This is a genomic window from Lyngbya sp. CCY1209, from assembly GCF_035615495.1.
Taxonomy (GTDB): domain Bacteria; phylum Cyanobacteriota; class Cyanobacteriia; order Cyanobacteriales; family Microcoleaceae; genus Limnospira.
The window spans coordinates 16,315-34,301 of sequence record NZ_JAJENU010000421.1 but is presented as its reverse complement, the minus strand read 5'-3'; the positions used below and the strand labels follow the sequence as shown (position 1 = coordinate 34,301).

General features: G+C 57.3%; 14 protein-coding genes. 7 read left to right on the top strand and 7 right to left on the bottom strand.

What is annotated here, in order from left to right; all coding sequences use genetic code 11:
- Positions 1 to 259: 259 nt before the first annotated feature.
- The 7 genes from LKE08_RS12880 to speB all read right to left on the bottom strand — a co-directional run bounded on the left by LKE08_RS12880 (position 260) and on the right by speB (position 10,823).
- Positions 260 to 3,268, bottom strand: a complete 3,009-nt coding sequence (locus LKE08_RS12880) for a GAF domain-containing protein (RefSeq protein WP_324704634.1) — start codon at positions 3,266 to 3,268, stop codon at positions 260 to 262.
- Positions 3,269 to 3,345: 77 nt separating this feature from the next.
- On the bottom strand, positions 3,346 to 5,613 hold the full coding sequence (locus LKE08_RS12875) for a GAF domain-containing protein (RefSeq protein ID WP_324704633.1): 2,268 nt from the start codon (positions 5,611 to 5,613) through the stop codon (positions 3,346 to 3,348).
- Positions 5,614 to 6,473: 860 nt separating this feature from the next.
- Positions 6,474 to 7,571 (bottom strand): geranylgeranyl reductase family protein, encoded by a 1,098-nt coding sequence (locus LKE08_RS12870; protein WP_324704632.1) that lies wholly within the window; start codon positions 7,569 to 7,571, stop codon positions 6,474 to 6,476.
- 130 nt (positions 7,572 to 7,701) lie between these two features.
- Positions 7,702 to 8,223: a ribosome recycling factor gene (gene frr, locus LKE08_RS12865; protein ID WP_375341423.1), complete on the bottom strand. Its 522-nt coding sequence runs from the start codon at positions 8,221 to 8,223 to the stop codon at positions 7,702 to 7,704.
- 13 nt (positions 8,224 to 8,236) lie between these two features.
- Positions 8,237 to 8,965 carry a UMP kinase gene (gene pyrH, locus LKE08_RS12860; protein WP_324704630.1) on the bottom strand — a complete coding sequence of 243 codons (729 nt, stop codon included), beginning with the start codon at positions 8,963 to 8,965 and terminating at the stop codon, positions 8,237 to 8,239.
- Between the two features lie 301 nt (positions 8,966 to 9,266).
- Positions 9,267 to 9,800: a thioredoxin family protein gene (locus LKE08_RS12855; RefSeq protein ID WP_324704629.1), complete on the bottom strand. Its 534-nt coding sequence runs from the start codon at positions 9,798 to 9,800 to the stop codon at positions 9,267 to 9,269.
- A gap of 105 nt (positions 9,801 to 9,905) precedes the next feature.
- Complete coding sequence (speB, locus tag LKE08_RS12850; protein ID WP_324704628.1) at positions 9,906 to 10,823, bottom strand: agmatinase; 918 nt, start codon at positions 10,821 to 10,823, stop codon at positions 9,906 to 9,908.
- Positions 10,824 to 11,005: 182 nt separating this feature from the next.
- On the opposite strand from speB, the gene LKE08_RS12845 reads away from it, so the two are divergent.
- The 7 genes from LKE08_RS12845 to LKE08_RS12815 all read left to right on the top strand — a co-directional run bounded on the left by LKE08_RS12845 (position 11,006) and on the right by LKE08_RS12815 (position 17,959).
- Positions 11,006 to 11,890 (top strand): alpha/beta fold hydrolase, encoded by an 885-nt coding sequence (locus LKE08_RS12845; protein ID WP_324704627.1) that lies wholly within the window; start codon positions 11,006 to 11,008, stop codon positions 11,888 to 11,890.
- A gap of 172 nt (positions 11,891 to 12,062) precedes the next feature.
- Positions 12,063 to 13,001 (top strand): DUF4007 family protein, encoded by a 939-nt coding sequence (locus LKE08_RS12840; RefSeq protein WP_324704626.1) that lies wholly within the window; start codon positions 12,063 to 12,065, stop codon positions 12,999 to 13,001.
- Positions 12,994 to 13,656: a hypothetical protein gene (locus tag LKE08_RS12835; protein ID WP_324704625.1), complete on the top strand. Its 663-nt coding sequence runs from the start codon at positions 12,994 to 12,996 to the stop codon at positions 13,654 to 13,656. The genes LKE08_RS12840 and LKE08_RS12835 overlap by 8 nt, the downstream gene beginning before the upstream one ends.
- A complete protein-coding gene (locus tag LKE08_RS12830; protein WP_324704624.1) occupies positions 13,614 to 15,458 on the top strand; it encodes a hypothetical protein in 1,845 nt (614 codons plus the stop codon). Before LKE08_RS12835 ends, LKE08_RS12830 begins: the two co-directional genes overlap by 43 nt.
- Positions 15,368 to 16,471, top strand: a complete 1,104-nt coding sequence (locus tag LKE08_RS12825; protein WP_324704623.1) for a hypothetical protein — start codon at positions 15,368 to 15,370, stop codon at positions 16,469 to 16,471. Before LKE08_RS12830 ends, LKE08_RS12825 begins: the two co-directional genes overlap by 91 nt.
- 11 nt (positions 16,472 to 16,482) lie before the next feature.
- Complete coding sequence (locus LKE08_RS12820) at positions 16,483 to 17,091, top strand: Uma2 family endonuclease (RefSeq protein ID WP_324704622.1); 609 nt, start codon at positions 16,483 to 16,485, stop codon at positions 17,089 to 17,091.
- 64 nt (positions 17,092 to 17,155) lie between these two features.
- A complete protein-coding gene (locus LKE08_RS12815) occupies positions 17,156 to 17,959 on the top strand; it encodes a phosphoadenosine phosphosulfate reductase family protein (RefSeq protein WP_324704621.1) in 804 nt (267 codons plus the stop codon).
- Positions 17,960 to 17,987: the final 28 nt, after the last annotated feature.

Below are 17,987 nucleotides of genomic sequence, written 5' to 3'. Positions count from 1 at the left end.
CAGGTCTGCCAATTTTAGACCCGCCTTGAAATGAATTTCAAGGCTAATAGCAAAAGTCCACGCTTGCGTGGACTGGGTTGGACATAGGGTGTCCTGATATCAGATCCGTACCAACTTCTCAATCATCTTTAGATGATTTTCGCTATTAGCTTGGGAATTGATTCCCAAGCGGTCTGAGTTACTTCCTCCGCTTCCTCCGCCCCTCCGCCCCTCCGCCCCTCCGCCCCTCCGCTTCCTCCGCCCCTCCGCTCCCCTGCCCCTATCTCCGCTGTGCGACCGGAATCAGTATCCGGAACTCCGTCCCCCCCTCCGGCCCGGAGGCACATTCGATCGCCCCACCGTGCTTGTCCACAACGATCTGATAGCTGATCGAGAGTCCCAAACCCGTGCCCTTGCCGACGGATTTGGTGGTGAAGAACGGGTCGAAAATTTGGGGTTGGACTTCGGGGGGAATTCCCGGACCGTTGTCCCGGATGGCGATAACGACCCGATCGCCCAGTCCGGGGGCGGCGGCCGGTTGTAGGGATGTCGCGATCGCGATCGTCGGCGGTTTGTCGGAGTCCGAGACGTCAGTTGTGGCTTCCAACGCATCGATGGCGTTGCTCAAAACATTCATGAACACCTGATTCAACTGGGCGACATAACACTCGACCCGGGGCAGTCGGCCGTATTCTTTGACCACCTCGATGGGGGGGCGATCGGGTTTAGCCTTGAAGCGGTGTCCGAGGATCAACAAAGTGCTGTCGATGCCCTGGTGGATATCGACGGATTTGATATCCGCCTCGTCGAGGCGGGAGAAATTCCGCAGGGATAAAACCAACTTGCGGATGCGATCGGTGCCGACTTTCATGGACGAGAGAATTTTGGGCAGATCTTCGGTGAGGAAATCCAACTCGATCTCCTCGATGCGATCGTCGAGGGCCGGAGTTGGGTCGGGATATTCTTTCCGATACAATTCCACCAAGTCCAGCAGGTCGTGGCAATAGTCGGCGGCGTAGTCCAAATTGCCGTAGATGAAGTTGACCGGGTTGTTGATTTCGTGGGCGATGCCGGCCACGAGTTGGCCCAAACTCGACATTTTTTCGCTCTGCACCAGTTGGGTTTGGGTGTGGCGCAAGTCTCGGGCCAGGGCCTCCGCCTGACGCCGGGTTTGGGCTAACAACTCCGCCTGTTGCAGGGCGACCCCGAACTGGACGCCAATTTGAGCCAGCAGGCGGATCTCGTAGTCTTCCCAGCGGCGGGGACGGGAATTTTGGTAGGCGGCCAGCAGGCCCCACAGGCGGTTAGCCTGGAAGATGGGCGCGATCGCGTAAGCCCGAGCCTGAAACTCTTCCAGGAGTCGAACGTGGCAGTCCTGGTGTCCGGCGGTGTAGATATCGTCAACGGCGAAAGTTTCGTGGCGGCGGTAGCGTCCCCCTTCGGTTCCCTGCAAGTGGTCGTCGGCGATGGCGGGCATCGTCCCCACCAGGGGTTTCCACTCCGGCGATCGCGACTCCGCCACAAAAGAACCGCTCCAGTCGGGGTGGAAGCGGTACACCGCCACGCGATCGGCTTTGAACAGGTGTCGCACCTCGGCCGTGGTGGTGTTGAAGATGGAGTCGATGTCGAGGGACTGGCGAATTTTATCGACGATCGCGGCTTGAATTTGTTGCCGTTCCATCTCCCGCTGTCGCTCTTGGGCGATCGCCAGTTGGGTATTTTGAGCCTGCACCCGGGCGACGTATTCGGCCTGTTGGAGGGCAACTTCCAGGTGGCGGGCAATTTGGACGATAAAATCAATTTCCTCCTCCGTCCACGGGCGGGGGCGATCGCACTGGTGGATGCAAACCAATCCCCACAGGGTTTGATGCTTCAACAGGGGGACGACCAAGTTCGCCCGCACTTGAAACCGACCCAGAATCTCGAGGTGGCAGTCGCTCAAATCGGCTGCGTAGATATCGGAAATCGCACTGATTTTCCCTTTTTGGTAGCCCGGTGAAAACCGCTCCCCGAAGCAGTGGTCGTGGATGGGGACCCCCAGAGCCGAACTCACGCCGGGGGCGACATCTTCGGCAATAAATTCCCCGTCGTCGTAGTGGGACTCCGGGTAGAAGCGGAACACCCCGACGCGGTCGGCGCCGAGCAACCCGCGAATTTCCCGGACGGTGGCGACGAAGATTTCGTCGATGTGCATCGGTTCCCGAATCCGCCGGATCACCGCTACCAGGGCTTTTCGCTGTTCGAGTTGGGAGCGGGTGCGGGCCAGCAGTTCGGCCTGTCCGATCGCCACTCCCAGATGGCCGGCGATTTCCCGAATGAAGTCAATTTCATCGGGCTGCCACTGCCGGGGGCCGCGGCACTGGTGGATGCAGAGCAATCCCCACAGTTGTCCGGTTTTGAGCAGGGGGACCACCAGGTTAGCCCGGACTTGAAACCGGGTCAAGATGTCTCGGTGGCAGTCGCTCAGTTCAAAGGTTTCCACATCAGCGATCGCCTGAATCCGGCCCTGCTGGTAATAAATGGCGAATTGTTCGCCGAAGCAGTGGTCGTGGATTTTCGCCTGCAGGGCCGAGTAGAAGGGCGGCAAGAGGTCTTCGGACACGAATTCGCCGTCATTGTAGCCGGACTCGGGATCGAGGCGGAACACCGCCACCCGGTCGGCATCGAGGAGTTGGCGGACTTCGGTGCTGGTGGTGTTGAAAATGGTCTGGAGGTCGAGGGACTCGCGGATCGAGGCGATGACGTGGGAAAGGGCACCGTAGCGCTGTTTGAGGGAGGGGGTGAGCCGGGGAGCGGGGTCGAGTCGGGGGGGGAGATTCATGGAACTCAGGGGGCGGCAGATGCCCAACAGTCCCACGATCGCGCCCTCTTCATCCCGGACGGCCGTGTAGGCGCAGTTGTAGGGTGGGGCGCCGGGGCGGGGGGAGAGTTTGTGGTTGACCCGCAGGGGTTCGCCGAGCTCCAAAACCTGCCGCAGCCCCAATTCCAGGGATTCGTCCCCGAACCCGAATAGCTCCCGGTGGGTTTTTCCGGCGACCTCGGAGAGGGACAGGCCGAGGGCTGCGGAGGCGGCGCGGTTGATTTGGGTGTAGCGCAGTTGGCGATCGCAGATGAAAATGGCATCTTCGGCCGCATCCATCCACAGTTGACAAAATGGGGAATTGGCTCCCGCCGCGGCGGGTTCGGCGTCAGGTGGGGTCAAATTCAACAGATTTTGCAGCTTCGTGAAGGCGGCCTCGTCGCGACAGCAGTCTCGGAATTGTTGCCACTGATGAGAGTTAACAAGCATAAGTCAGCAATTTGAGTTGAGAAATAATGGGTCTGGCAATTGGTGGATGCAACTCCTTTTTTTATGCGAAATAAACGTCAACTGACCGGAAGTTTGATGCGAAACTCCGTCCCCTGATCAGGCTGAGAAATGCAGTGGAGCTGACCGCGATGTTTTTCCACGACAATTTGATGGCTGATGGAGAGTCCCAGGCCGGTGCCCAAACCCACGGGTTTCGTGGTGAAGAAGGGGTCGAAAATTTGTTCCCGGATCGGCGGCGGAATTCCCGGCCCGTTGTCCGCGATCGCAATTTCCACGGCCGGACTCGGGGCGGTTTCGTCAGAACCCATCGCCGTCCGAATCGCGATCGTCGGCACGAACTTTTCCCCCTCCCGTTCCTTAATTTTGGCATCGAGGGCGTCGATCGCATTACTGAGCAAATTCATGAACACTTGATTGAGTAACCCGGCATAACATTCGATGGGGGGCAGATCGCCGTATTCTTTCTCAATGGTGATGCTCGGATAGTTGGGTTTGGTTTTGAGGCGGTGTTGCAGGATCAACAGCGTACTCTCAATTCCCTCGTGAATATCGACGGATTTGCGCTCGGCCTGGTCGAGGCGAGAAAAGTTCCGCAGGGAGAGGACCAGTTGCCGAATTCGTTGCGCCCCGATCTGCATCGACGAGATAATTTTTGGGAGGTCTTCTTGAATGAAATCGAGTTCGATTTCTTCTTCGTAGGCTTCGATATCCGGGTGGCGATCGGGGTAATGTTGGTGGTAGAGGGGAATCAGTTTCAACAAATGATCGCTGTATTCGTTGGCGTAGGTCAAATTCCCAAAAATGAAGTTGATGGGGTTGTTAATTTCGTGGGCGACGCCGGCCACGAGCTGCCCGAGTCCGGACATTTTTTCGGTCTGAATCAGTTGGCTTTGGGTGCGCCGCAGTTCGTCCAAAATTTTCGCCAACTGTTCGGCTTTGGACTGTTCGCTGGCGAGGGACTGTTGCAGTTGTTCGGTGCGCTCTTGCACCTGCCGCTCCAGGTTGCTGTTCAGGGCGTTGACTTCTCGGTAGAGACAATATTGTTGAATTGCCATCGAAAATTGATTTTCCAACGCCCGCCCCAGGGCGATTTCGTCGGCGGTCCAGGGCTGGGCCTGTCCCTTTTTCAATTCCCGCCACACCTCGAAGGATTGCCGGGGCATCATCTGTTTGGCGCTGGGGTCGAAGAATCCCGCCCACAGGGTTTCGGTGTCGATCTCGTCGCGGAAAATGGTCAGGATGCCGAGGTTTTGCCGGCGATACCGGACCGGCAGGACGAGCAGGCCCCGGATGTCGGTGGGGCGGAAGGCGGGGGCGAAGATCCGCAGTTGCGGCTCCCGGTACAGGTCCGCGATCGCCCAGATGTCGGAGTGGGAGTCCGAGGCGGCGGGTTGAAAGCCGCGATCGACCCACTGCTGCCACAGGGGATGTTCTTCCAAAATTGAAGTGGATTCCCATTCGGGCAAGGTGGGCCCGTCGCCGCAGGTCCAGATCTCCGAGGCGGTTCCATCCCCGTGGGGGAAGAGGTACAACCGCCCCCCCGACCCCTCAAAGGCCTCTACGGTGGCTTCCAAGGCTGCCTGTAATTCGATGGTGGGTTGTTCGTGCAGCAGGGAGGCGATCCGGTTGACGGTGGCTTCCCGGCGGGCTTGCCGGCGGCTGCCCTCGAGCAGGTTGGCTTGGGAAATGGCGACGGACACCTGATCGACGACCAACTGGAGGACTTGAAGCTGCAATTCGGTAATGGCGTGGGGTTCGGAGTGGTGGGAGACGAGCAGCCCCCAGAGTTGGGTTTCGGGCGGGGGGGATTCCGGGGCGTCGGAGATTTGTGCCGTTCGCGGGGAGTGGAGGATGGGGACGACGACGGAGGACCGCACCCCCATCGCTCTCAGGTAGCTGACGTGGCAGGGATCGACTTCCCGGGTGTGGATTTCGGGGGTCTGGAGGGGTCGGCCGGTTTCCTCGGCATCGAGGGGACTCAGCCCGATGCTGCCCGAGGCGACGTGGACGATGGTGCGCTGCCGGAGTCGGAGGTAGCGATCGCGGGCTTCGGGGGGGATGTCGTCGGCGGGGAAGTGCAGCCCTTTCAAGGAGGGGAGGCGATCGGCGTCGATGGACTCCGCCACCACTTCCCCGCTGCCGTCTTCGTCGAATCGATAGATCATGATCCGGTCCGTCCCCAAAAAGGAGCGGACTTCCGAGGCCGTCGCGCTCAAAATTTCCTGGAGTTCGAGGGACTCGCGGATGCGGTTGACGATTCGGTGTAACAGGACCTGCTGATCGAATTGGGATTGAAGTATTTGTGCGGTATCCACGGGATTCATAAATCTCCTTAGGTCGGAATCGAGCTGCCGGGGAGGATCGAGGTTCAAAGGATGTCTTTCAGGTGGGTGGCGAGGAGCGCACCCGGCGTTTTGGCGTCATTCCTGTCGTCCGCCCGCGAAGGCCGATTCGCGAAGCGCACACACCCGCGAAGCGCACACATCCGCGACAGCGTACAGATTGCCCCGAAACTGACCGGCCCGACAAAAGTGCCGAGTTGGGATCGAACCCATCACCGCCCTCCTTCAAATCTCAAATGGTGGCGGTCGCGAGAGTAATGATGACCGTGCGATCCGGACGGGTCTCCTGGAGTTATTTTAGCGAATTTCGGAGCCAATTTAATCGTTAGAAGTGGATCAGATCCGGAGACTATCGGGGGAGAGAGAAATTCATTCTCTGGCAAGATCCGGGGCAAAAGTGGGAGAGTTAGCCACTCCCAATCAGGAAGAACTGTTGGTTTTTCAATAGGGAGATAAAAGCGCAGAAGTCAACCGATATCTGCTGATATGATATCATCATCCAAGGGAGAAGGAATGTCACCGCCCGACCGAAGCCGAGATGCGGCTACGGGATCGTCGCGATCGCCCCCTTTGTGCCCGCCCCAATCCGGTCGCACCCAAAAACTCGATGCCCAGACGCGATCTGGCGTCTGGGCAAAGGGGAGTGGGGGAGTCGGGAATCGGGAGTCGGGAATCGGGAATAGGGAGTCGGGAGTCGGGAGTCGGGAATAGGGAATAGGGAATAGGGAATAGGGAATTTTAGATTTTTCCTGCCCCCTTGCTTCCTCCGCCTCCTCCGCTCCTCTGCCCCTCTGCCCCTCTGCCCCTCTGCCCCTCCGCCCCCTCGACGACTTCTTTCGGTTCTAAAAGGGACTCAGTCGCTTAATCGCCCGGTTGGCGACGTCGGCGTAGCGGAGTTCGCCGCAGAGGATCTGACTCATCAGTTGGGTGGCGACGGGGACTTTCACCGCCGCCTTATAGCCAATACCGGGGAAGCGGTAGAACAACCCCGCCAGGCGCCCGGCCCAGACCATATCGGCGCCCCAATCTTCGTGGACGGTCTGAGTGTACTGTTCGAGGGCATTGCCGTTGCCGCCGAGGGCCGCGTCGATCGCTTCGGCCGCCTTCACCCCGGTCAACATCGACGGGCGAATCCCCTCGCCGGAGAGGGGGTCGAGGATGCTGGCCGCTTCCCCGGCCACCAGGGCGTTGCGGGCGTGCAGGGTGCGATCGCCGTCCCACAGGCGCAGGGAATGTTCAAGGACGGGGGAGTTGGCATCCAACCCCAGTTCCGCCACATATTTGCTCAGGTCTTTGCTCAAACTCTTGGGTTCCCCCCCCCGGAAGGTGGCGGTGCTGACGGTGTAGCCGTCGGCCTTGGGAAATCCCCACAGACTGCCATTTTTGACCAGGCCAAATTCAAAGGTGGGGACGTCGGAAAACGAACCGGCCTCCGTCACCAGGGCCGTGCGGGGATTGGACTGTTTGATGCCCAGCCACCCGGCGACCGGCCCTTTGGCACCGTCGGCGGCGATCAAATATCGGCCCGTCACCGGTTCGCCGCCGGTGAGGACTTCCCAAGCCTCCCCCTTCCACTGAATCCCTTTGACTTCGGTTTCGGCCTGCAGGAGGGCGCCCTGGTCTTGGGCTTGTTGCATTAAAAAGGCATCGAAGACATCCCGGCGCACCATCCACATGGGTTTGGCGATGTCCGTTTCCGCCGGGTCCCCGAGTTTGAAGGTATAGCGGATTTTTTGGACGGTGGTGGAGATAGCCGGGGCGAAATCGAAGTCGAACCACTCGGCGACGGCGGGAGAGACGCCGCCGCCGCAGGGTTTATTCCGCGGCCAGGTGTCTTTTTCCAGGACGAGAACCGAATGGCCCCGTTTGGCAAGGTGATAGGCCGCAGCCCCGCCGGCTGGCCCGGCTCCTACGATGATGCAGTCGAATAGAGTTGTCATTGTGAGTGGATCTGATCTGTCTTGGGTTTTCGATACCGGCCCCGCAGGCGACGATGCCGCTTCTACCCCTGACCTCCGATATCGATCTGACGGGAGCCGGATTTGAACTGTCGGGAATTGAAAAATTCTCCTAAACAGTCATAATATCCTTTTCTTTGGCTTCGAGCAGCTCGTCCACCTTAGCCGTGTATTTGTCCGTTATCTTTTGAATTTGGTCTTGCAAATCCCGGGACTCATCTTCGGAGAGGTCGCCGCTTTTTTCCTGCTTCCGCACCGAGTCGATCGCGTCCCGGCGGATGTTCCGCACCGAAACCCGGCCTTCTTCGGCGTATTTCCCGGCCATCTTGACGAACTCCTGGCGGCGTTCTTTCGTCAGGGGGGGGATATTCAACCGCACCACCGTCCCATCGTTGTTGGGGGTGAGTCCCACGTCGGAGGTGGAAATCGCCTTTTCGATCAGCCCCAGCGTATTGGGATCGAAGGGTTGGATGGTGAGGGTGGAAGCGTCGGGGGTGCTGATGCTGGCCAAGGATTTTAAGGGGGTGGGGGCGCCGTAATATTCCACCGTCACCCGGTCCAGCAGGGAGGCGTTCGCCCGCCCCGTGCGGATGGTGTTGAAAGCGCGTTGAGTCGCCTCGACGGCTTTTTTCATCAAATTGTCAGCTTCACTTAACTTCACAAGAACCTCCAACAAATGTTCCTACAGGTTCGCCCATCACGGCGCGGCCGATATTGCCGGGCTCGGTGAGATTAAATACAATAATAGGAAGATCATTCTCTTTACACAGCGCGATCGCCGTACTGTCCATTACACGCAGGTCGTGGGTGAGTACGTAGCCGTAGCTCAAGGTTTCGTAGCGGCGGGCGTCGGTGTTGACGGCTGGGTCGGAGTCGTAAATCCCGTCCACCTTCGTGGCTTTGAAGATCACCTCGGCGTCAATTTCCGCCGCCCGCAGGGCCGCCGTGGTGTCGGTGGTAAAAAACGGGTTGCCGGAACCGGCCCCAAAAATGACCACCCGGTTGAGTTCCAGGTGGCGGATCGCCTTGCGGCGGATGTAGGGTTCGGCCACTTCCTGCATGGCGATCGCCGTCTGCACCCGGGTGGGGACGCCGATCTGTTCCAGGGCATCCTGGAGGGTGATGGAGTTCATGACGGTGGCGATCATGCCCACGTAGTCGGCCGTCGCCCGGTCCATGCCCGCCGAAGCGGCTTTCATGCCCCGGAAAATATTACCGCCGCCGACGACGATCGCCACCTGGACGCCCTTGGCCACCACGTCGGCCACCTGCTGGGCGATGCCCTGGACTACGGCGGGGTCGATGCCGTATCCCAGACTGCCCATGAGGGCTTCGCCGCTCAGTTTCAGTAAAATCCGCTTATATTTGGTCCCCATTTAATCCCCCTGTTGAGAACGACCCAATCCCCGGGGATCGACGGCGATCGCGACAACGGTTCCGGGTGGTCTGCACGGTTGAAATCGTCGGGTTGGTTTCATTGGGGTATCGTTAAAACCTACTATATTTGTGCACTCGGCCAGGTTTCGGCTCACACGCGAATCAGGAAACATCACCAATGGGGGCGACCGGTTTGGCAGTTGTCTCCCCAATAAGATAACAGAAAGGTGCGATTTCCTCTCAGCTTTTTTTCCGGGGCGGCGACGTCCGACCCCCAGGGGATCGAAAACCGATCGCCCGTCACCCCCGCCACTGGATGGGGGTGCCGGCCGGGGAAGTCACGGCGGGCTCGATCGCCTCTCCGCGCAGGAGTTGGGCCGCCGCCGCGTGGAGGAGGCCGGGGGTCGATCCGCCGTCGGGGGAATCGTCGATGGAACCCCGGTAGCGGAGAATTCCTTCGTGGTCGAGAAGGAAAGCCTCCGGGGTCGTTCGGGCGCCGAAACATTGGGCGACGTCCTGGTTCACGTCCCGAATGTAAGGGAAGTTGAGGTCGTTGGAGTCGGCGAAGGCCTTCATTTTCTCGAAGCTGTCTTCGGGGGAGCGGGCGGCATCGTTGGCGTTGATCCCCACCAAGGTGACTTCCTGCGGCTGCAGTTCGGCCTGCAACCGCTTCAAGCCTTCGAGCGAGGAGCGGACGTGGGGGCAGCAGTTGGACATGAAGACGACGATGACGGCCCGGAATCGTTCCAGATAGCGAGCCAGGTGGTGAACTTCGTCGTCCACCCCCGGCAGTTCAAAATCGGGCGCATAGCTGTTAATTGGAGTACCCTTCATAAGCAGTTCAACATTCGAGCGATCGCGGTTCACAATCTGAGAGTTGGGCGGTCGGAATTGGGGGTGGAATGACACTCGGAAATCTCCGGGGAGCGGAGTTCCGCGTCACTTCACCCAACCCCGGGCCACGGCTTGGTATCCGATCAGTTTATAGATCAATTTGGCGGCGGTGAATTCGGAGACGACGGAATCTCCGACGGGTGCTAATTCCATTACATCACAGCCGATCGCTTCGCTGTCTGTCAACAGCGCCCGCACAAACGCCAGCAACCCGTACCAGGACAGCCCTCCAGGCTCGGGGGTGCCGACTCCGGGCACGGCGGCGGGGTCGAGGCCGTCGAGGTCGATGGTGAGAAAGATTCGCCGGGTGGGGATGCGGGCGATCGCTTTTTCGATCCAGTCCGGCTGTGTGGCGATGTCCCGCGCCCAAATCACGGGGATGTCCCGCTCCCGGATTAGGTCGGCTTCTTCCCGGCAGATGCTGCGAATTCCCACCGGCAGGGTGGGCAACCCCATCTCCAACACCCGCCGCATGACGCAGGCATGATTGTAAATCGACCCCTCGTATTCGTGTCTCAGGTCGCCGTGGGCGTCGATTTGGACGACGGTGAAGGGTTCGGTTTCCAGTTCCAGATAGGCTTCCACCACCCCGGCGGTGATGCCGTGTTCGCCCCCGACGGCAATGACAAATTTATCATCTTTCGCCAGGGATTTGACGGTTTCCCGGGTGACGCGGAGCATTTCTTCCAGGGACAGGGAGGGGTCGCGGCGAGTATCTGCGATCGCCGGGTGGGTGTAAATTCCCACTTCAGAGGCGATTTCCCGCCCCAATTCCTCGTCGTAACATTCGAGTTGGTGGGAGGCCTCCAACAGCGCCGCCGGCCCGTTCTGGCACCCCTTGCGGTAGGTGGTGGTCGCCTCGAAGGGGACGGGTACAATGGCGACTTTGGCGGTTTCGTAGTCGGGGACGATTTCCGATCCGAGAAAGTCCGCGACGGAGGGGGGAGTCAGGGTCGATTGCATTTTAAAATTGAGATTTCGCCTCTCCGATGTGAGAGGACAGTTTTGGCTATTCCCAAATTTTGCCACGGACCGACGTCGGGGGGAGTCCCTGCACCAAATTGGAATCCGGTGTAGGGTGTAGGGTGTGGGGTGTGGGGAGTCGGGAATTTTTCATTGTTCATTTTTCATTATTCATTTGCCCCATGACCGCAGCAACTGTCACGACTCAAACTTGGCTTTGGAAAGGGTTTCCCATCTGCTACACCGCCGCCGGAGAAACCGGGCCGGCCGTGGTGTTGATTCACGGCTTCGGCGCGAGTTGGGGACACTGGCGCAAAAATATCCCCGTTTTGGCCGAAAAGTGCCGGGTGTTCGCGATCGACCTGTTGGGGTTCGGGGGGTCGGCTAAACCCCTGCCCTCGGCTACCGTATCCTACACCTTTGAAACCTGGGGGGATCTGGTGGCCGATTTTTGTCGCCAGGTGGTCGGCGAACCGGCCCATTTGGTGGGCAATTCCATCGGCTGTATCGTGGCGATGCAGGCGGCGGTGTCCCATCCGGATGTCGCCCGCGACGTGGCGCTGTTAAACTGTTCGTTGCGGTTGCTGCACGATCGCAAGCGGGCGGAGATTCCCTGGTATCGCAGCTTCGGCGCGGGAGTCGCCCAGCAAGTTTTGGGCCTGCGGTGGGTGAGCGAGTTATTTTTTCGGCAAATTGCCACCCCCCGGACGGTGCGTCGGGTCCTGTTGCAAGCTTACCGGCGATCGGATGCCGTCACGGATGAATTGGTGGAAATGCTGCTGACGCCGGCCCGGGATCGGGGGGCGGTGGATGTGTTCGCGGCGTTTACCCGCTATTCCCAGGGTCCTTTACCGGAGGATCTGCTGCCGATTTTGCCCTGTCCGGCGATCGTTTTGTGGGGGACGGAGGACCCCTGGGAACCGATCGCCCTGGGGCGGGAGTTCGCCAATTTTGAGGCGGTGAAACGGTTCGTGCCGCTGGAGGGGGTGGGGCATTGTCCCCAGGATGAGGCGCCGGAGTTGGTGAATCCGATTTTGTCGGAGTGGATTTTGTCGGAGAAAAAATAACGAATTTTTGTGGCGCTTTTAGTCGATCGCGGCCGGCGATCGCCCTCGGGATCGGGGGACGGGTTGACGACGCGATCGCGGTGTGGTTCGATGTGAGAGGTGACGTTTTGTTGTTCGTGTTTCTCGCAGCGACCCTCATTGGCAACAATAGTATTTTGTCTGCAATTAATTGATGATTCAAGTTCCCCTCAATATTAATCTCCCGAACCAGCAAGCCTTGGTGAATCCGGTTTTTGCCCGCCACGAAACCTTTCACCCTCGGTTTGGCTGGCTCAAAAAGGGTTTTGATAAAGCCAAAGAAGATAGCGACGTATTTCTCGCGGAAGATGCGCCGGTGCGTCTCGGGGTGGGGAAAAATATGGTGCGATCGATCCGCTACTGGTGCAAGGCGTTTAAAATTTTGGAAAGCGATCGCCCGACGGAATTCGGCGACAATCTTTTAAAGGATGGCGGGTGGGACCCGTTTTTGGAAGATCCGGCTTCTCTGTGGCTGCTGCACTGGAATTTGCTCAAACCCACCTGCGACGCTGCCGCTTGGCATTATACCTTCAATCAGTTTCGCCCGGTGGAATTTTCCCAAAACGATCTGTTTTTGGGGGTGTCGGACTACGGAAAAACGCTGAAAAATAATATCGCCGATTCTTCGATCAATAAAGATGTGAGCTGCATCCTGCGGATGTACGTCAGACAAAAATCCCAGGCGAAGGTGAGCGAGGATTCTATCGACTGTCCGTTCGCGGAATTGGGATTGATCCACCGTTCTGGAAATACAAAATATTACACGTTTCGGGTCAACAACAAGCGGAATCTGCCCGCCGAAATTGTGGTCGCGGCCTGTCTGGAATACGCGAATTTCGTGGGGCGGGAACAGCGGACGATCGCCCTGTCCCGGCTGCTTTACGATGTCGGCAGTCCGGGGATGGTGTTCAAGTTGCCCGAAAGTGCGGTCTGCGAGGCGATCGAACGGGTGGCGCGGGGATGGGATGCGATCGCCCTGTCGGAAGCGGCTGGGTTGATTCAATTTTCCTTTACCGAAAATCCCCAAGACTTGGCAGATTCTATAATAGAACGATACTATAATTTGAGGCGGGACGGAAGCAATTATGACTAAATTTTTATCGGATTATTTTGGCCTGAATCGGCGCTATTCTCGTTCGATCAATATCGAGCGGGATTTGGACCGAGAAGAAGCATTGGCTGGATATATTATCACCGAGCGATCGCTGGATGCGCTGCGGCGGATTTTGACCGGATTTGCCAACCCGGAAGCGAATCGCGCCTGGACATTGACCGGAGTCTACGGAACCGGGAAATCGTCTTTCGCCCAGTTCCTCATTGCCGCCTGTGGGGACGGGGAAAATAATGCGCGTCAGCGGGCTTTTTCACTGTTAGAATCGACCTTGGGGGCGGAGAGTGACGAGTACGAATCGCTGACCAAAATTATTCCGGAATCCGGTTTTTTTCGGGCGGTTGTCACGGCCCAGCGGGAACCGTTGAGCCATACAATCGTCAGGGCGCTGTATCATGGTTCCGAAAATTTTTGGAAGGATATAAAACCGGGTAAAAGGTCGCAAATAGCCCGAGAATTGATGGATTTATATGTCGAGATCGAAGACGGAAAATCTATCAAAACTAAAAATATTCTCAAGTTAGTTAGAGGAATTTCTAAAGCGGCCAAAGCTCCGGTTTTGATCCTGATCGATGAATTGGGAAAAAACAGCAATTGGCGGAACTGCCGAGGGAGAGCGATGCGCCGATTTATCTGATCGGATTGTTGCACCAGGCTTTCGCGGACTACGGGGAGCGCTTGGCTTCGGTTCAGCGCAACGAATGGGCGAAAATTCAGGGAAGATTCGAGGATATTCCGTTCAAAGATTCGGCCCCGCAAATGATGCGGTTGATCGGCAAAGCGATCGATTCTTCGGAGGCTGAAAAATTTGCCTGCGTGATCGATAACCGGGCGAGAGAATGGTTCGATTTGCTGCCTTCAGAACTCACCTCGGAGATTAGCGCCGACGTGGTGTCTGCGACCTATCCCCTGCATCCGGTGACGGCGTTGGTGTTGCCGGAATTGTGCACCCAATACGCCCAGAACGATCGCTCGTTATTTACATTCCTCACCAGTGCCGAACCCTATTCGTTCAAACGCTACTTGGAAGAGACGGCGGCGGACGGGGCGAAACTGCCGACGCTGAAGCTCGATCGCGTTTACGATTACTTTATCGAAGCGGTGGGGATGGGGATCACTTCCCGCCCGAAATTGCAGCGGTGGATCGAAGTGCAGGGGTTGATCAACGACGTTTCTAAAACCCTGGATAATGACAGTTTGCGGGTGCTCAAAACCATCGGAACGTTAAATATCGTCACCACCACGGGGGGACTGAAGGCGACGCGATCGCTCGTTGCATTGGCGATGGGCGACGATGTTGACGAGTCCCGGGAGTGGGAAAACGCGATCGATAACTTGTTGCAAAAAGGGATCGTCACCTACCGGCGGCAGGTGGACGAATTGCGGATTTGGGAGGGGTCGGATTTCAACGTCGATCGCGCGATCGCGGACTATCTGGCAAGCGATCGCTCCCCCCTGGTGGATCTGCTGTCGGACATCCGCCCGATGGAACCGCTGGTCGCCCAACGGCACAGTTATCTTACGGGTACATTGCGCTATTTTGAACGGCGCTATTTGGATAATTTAGAACAGCTTTCGACCCTCGCTTGTACCCTCGAAAATGCCGACGGCGCGATCGCCTATTGGGTGGGGGAAGAATTGCCCGATCGCGTTCCGGAAATGACGGCGGACGGCAAACCTTTGATCGTGGTTTGTGCCGCGAAATTGGAGACGCTGCGGATGCAGGCGCGGGAATTTGCGGCCCTGCGGCACGTCCAACACAACGCGCCGGAGTTGCAAAGCGACGGGGTGGCGCGGCGGGAAGTGCGCTATCGTTTGGTGCAGGCGGAAGAATTGTTCGACGACACCCTCAGTCAGGCTTTCGACGTGGGGGAAAATCACAATGTTTGCTGGATTTTGGGAGGGCGAGAAACCCTCAATCACGTCACCGATTTAAACGCGCAACTGTCGCGGGTGTGCGACGGGGTTTATTCCAAAACGCCGGTTCTGTGGAACGAATTGATCAACCGCCGCGACCTCACCTCCCAAGGCGCGAAGGCGAGATTGGAGTTGATTTCGGCAATGTTAGATCGGGCCGATCGCGAACGGTTGGGGTTGGAAGGATACGGCCCGGAAGTGAGTATTTATTATTCGGTTTTGAATGAGACGAAAATTCATCGGTGCGAGGATGGCGAGTGGGGATTTTATCCCCCGCCGGAAGATTCGGGAATTTCCACGGTTTGGGAGGCGATCGAAACCTTTTGTCTGGAGGCGAAGGAACGGCAGCAAACCTTAGATTTGCTGTATCAACGCCTGCAAGCGCCCCCCTACGGCATGAAACAGGGTGCGATCGCGATATTTTGGCGGCGGTGCTGCTTTACCATGTGGACGATGTGGGGGTTTACAAAGACGGCACGTTTATCCCGGTGTTGGGATTGGAACATTTCGAGATATTGGTGAGGTATCCCGATCGCTTTTCGGTGAAATATTTTGAAGTGGTGGGATTGCGATCGCAGGTTTTCAAAGAATTGGAGGCGATGTGGGGAAACCGCAAACCCCTCAACAAAGCGGGGGTTCGCAATGTCACGTTATTGACGGTGGTCAAACCGCTATTTCAATTCGTCAAAAAACTGCCCGCCTACACCGCCCAAACCCGGCGTCTGAGTGACGAAGCGGTGGGGGTTTTGCAGGCGTTGAAGCGCGATCAAGAACCGGATGAATTGGTGTTTACGTCCCTGCCGCAGGCTTGCGGATTGCCCGCCATCACGACCGGAAAGGCGGAGGATACCACCACGGCCAAGACCCTGCGCGGCAAGTTGGTGGAGGCGTTGCGGGAGATTCAGACGGCCTACGATTGCCTGTTGAATGACTGTCAGGCCCAGTTGTACGAGGCCTTCGGGATCAGGAGTCCGGAAACTCGCCTGCGGGAAGATTTGCGGGTTCGGGCGAGTTATATTAGCGGTCAGTGTTTGGAACGCATCCTCAAGAGTTTTGCCCGGGCCGCGGCGGACGAAAGTAAGAGCGATCGGCAGTGGTTGGAAGCGTTGGTGATGATCGTCGCGGACAAACCCGCCGAGTCTTGGACGGATGCGGACGCCACCGGATTCGAGATGAAACTCAGCGACATCGCGCGGCGGTTTAAGAACTTGGAAGCCCTGCAAAAAGAGGTCGCCGCCAAGGGCGAGGGATTCGAGGCGCGGCGGATTACCGTCACCCGTCCCGACGGCGAAGAAACCCACCGCATGGTTTGGGTGGAACACGAGTCGGAGGATAAAATCGAGGCGTTGGTTGAAGATATCTTACAAAATTCCCTGGTGCGGGACAATCCTCAACTTCAGCAGGCTTTGGTTGCCAAACTGACAGAGAGAGTTTTGGGGGCGGTATCCCAGGAGAATATTGCCCAAATGCAGGAAAAGCGTCAAACTCGGAAGCCTGAAGAAGATAAAATCAGTGTGAATCGATCGCAAAATTAAGGTGATTGACCATGAATCCGACGGACATCTCGAAGACGGTTAAACATCATCCTTTGGTGCTGCATCTCCATCCCGCGATCGAGCTTACCCCGGAGCAGTTTTTTGAACTTTGTCAACTCAATCGAGACTTGCGCCTCGAACGCACGGAAACGGGAGAATTGGTGATTATGCCCCCCACCGGCAGCGAAACGGGCGGACGCAATTTTAGACTGCTCGGGCAGCTTTATAACTGGACTGAAGGAGACGGGACGGGAATTGGGTTTGATTCCAGTACGGGTTTTACCTTACCGAACGGAGCGGAAATTTCCCCGGATGCGGCTTGGATAAAGTTGGAACGGTGGGACGCCCTCACGCCGGAACAGCAGGAAAAATTTGCACCGATCGCCCCCGATTTTGTGGTGGAATTGCGATCGGCATCTGACACATTAAAACCACTCCGAGAAAAAATGCAACAGTACATCGATAATGGAGTGCAACTGGGGTGGCTGATCGACCGAAAACAACGTCGAGTTTACATTTATCGTCCCGGCAATCCGGTAGACTGCCTCAATCATCCGGCTGCGGTGAGTGGCGATCCGATCTTGCCCGGATTCGTTCTGGATTTGAGTAAAATTTGGTAAAAAAGCGCTCTCAAATTTTGCTAGACTAGGGTGAGCAGCGCGAAATGTGGGAAAATTATAAGATATGAGTAACAAACCCGTCCGACATATCCTCGGGTTATCCGGTGGCAAGGACAGCACTGCACTTGCCATCCTCCTTCATAAAGAAGTGCCGCAGATGGAATATTTCTTCTGCGACACTCACAAGGAGTTGCCGGAGACTTACGAATATCTCGATCGCATCAAAGCCCGCTTGGGGATTACGATCCACTATCTCAGCGCCAAGCGAGGGTTCGATCACTGGCTCGACGTTCATGACGGGTTGCTCCCCTCCCCCCAAAAGCGCTGGTGTACCGTGATGATGAAAATCAAGCCCTTGGAGGAATTCATCGGAGACGACGAAACGATCAGCTATATCGGCATCCGAGCCGACGAAAACCGAAACGGCTATATCTCCACCAAGCCGAACATCCGCCCCGTCTATCCGTTTAAGGAGCGGGGTTTGGTCAAATCCGACATCATGGGATTGCTGGAGGAGAGTGGCATCGGACTCCCCGACTATTATCGGTGGCGCAGTCGCTCCGGTTGCTTTTTCTGCTTTTTTCAGCGAAAATACGAATGGGTGAAGCTGGCGGAGGAACATCCCGACCTGTTTGCCCAGGCGGTTGAATACGAGCAAAATCACCGGGACGGCAGGAATTACACCTGGACGGACGGGGAAACGCTGCTCGAACTCCTCGAACGGAAGGAGGAAATTATCGAAAATCATCAAAAATCAATGGAAAAGGAAGCCAAAAAATCGCCTCCGAATCGACCTCTAGCGGACGTGCTATCTTCCGTCTTAGATGAAGAAGATGAGGACGAACCCTGTTTGGCGTGTCATTTGTAAGTTTTCGAGTCTTCAGTATAAATTAAAA

What these genes read in the sequence shown, in the direction of transcription:
- LKE08_RS12840 (WP_324704626.1), top strand. Translation starts at nt 12,063, where the DNA reads ATGATTCAAGTTCCCCTCAATATTAATCTCCCGAACCAGCAAGCCTTG.
- LKE08_RS12815 (WP_324704621.1), top strand. Translation starts at nt 17,156, where the DNA reads ATGAGTAACAAACCCGTCCGACATATCCTCGGGTTATCCGGTGGCAAG.
- LKE08_RS12875 (WP_324704633.1), bottom strand. Translation starts at nt 5,613, where the DNA reads ATGAATCCCGTGGATACCGCACAAATACTTCAATCCCAATTCGATCAG.
- LKE08_RS12820 (WP_324704622.1), top strand. Translation starts at nt 16,483, where the DNA reads ATGAATCCGACGGACATCTCGAAGACGGTTAAACATCATCCTTTGGTG.
- LKE08_RS12880 (WP_324704634.1), bottom strand. Translation starts at nt 3,268, where the DNA reads ATGCTTGTTAACTCTCATCAGTGGCAACAATTCCGAGACTGCTGTCGC.
- frr (WP_375341423.1), bottom strand. Translation starts at nt 8,223, where the DNA reads ATGAAAAAAGCCGTCGAGGCGACTCAACGCGCTTTCAACACCATCCGC.
- LKE08_RS12870 (WP_324704632.1), bottom strand. Translation starts at nt 7,571, where the DNA reads ATGACAACTCTATTCGACTGCATCATCGTAGGAGCCGGGCCAGCCGGC.
- speB (WP_324704628.1), bottom strand. Translation starts at nt 10,823, where the DNA reads ATGCAATCGACCCTGACTCCCCCCTCCGTCGCGGACTTTCTCGGATCG.
- LKE08_RS12855 (WP_324704629.1), bottom strand. Translation starts at nt 9,800, where the DNA reads ATGAAGGGTACTCCAATTAACAGCTATGCGCCCGATTTTGAACTGCCG.
- pyrH (WP_324704630.1), bottom strand. Translation starts at nt 8,965, where the DNA reads ATGGGGACCAAATATAAGCGGATTTTACTGAAACTGAGCGGCGAAGCC.
- LKE08_RS12835 (WP_324704625.1), top strand. Translation starts at nt 12,994, where the DNA reads ATGACTAAATTTTTATCGGATTATTTTGGCCTGAATCGGCGCTATTCT.
- LKE08_RS12845 (WP_324704627.1), top strand. Translation starts at nt 11,006, where the DNA reads ATGACCGCAGCAACTGTCACGACTCAAACTTGGCTTTGGAAAGGGTTT.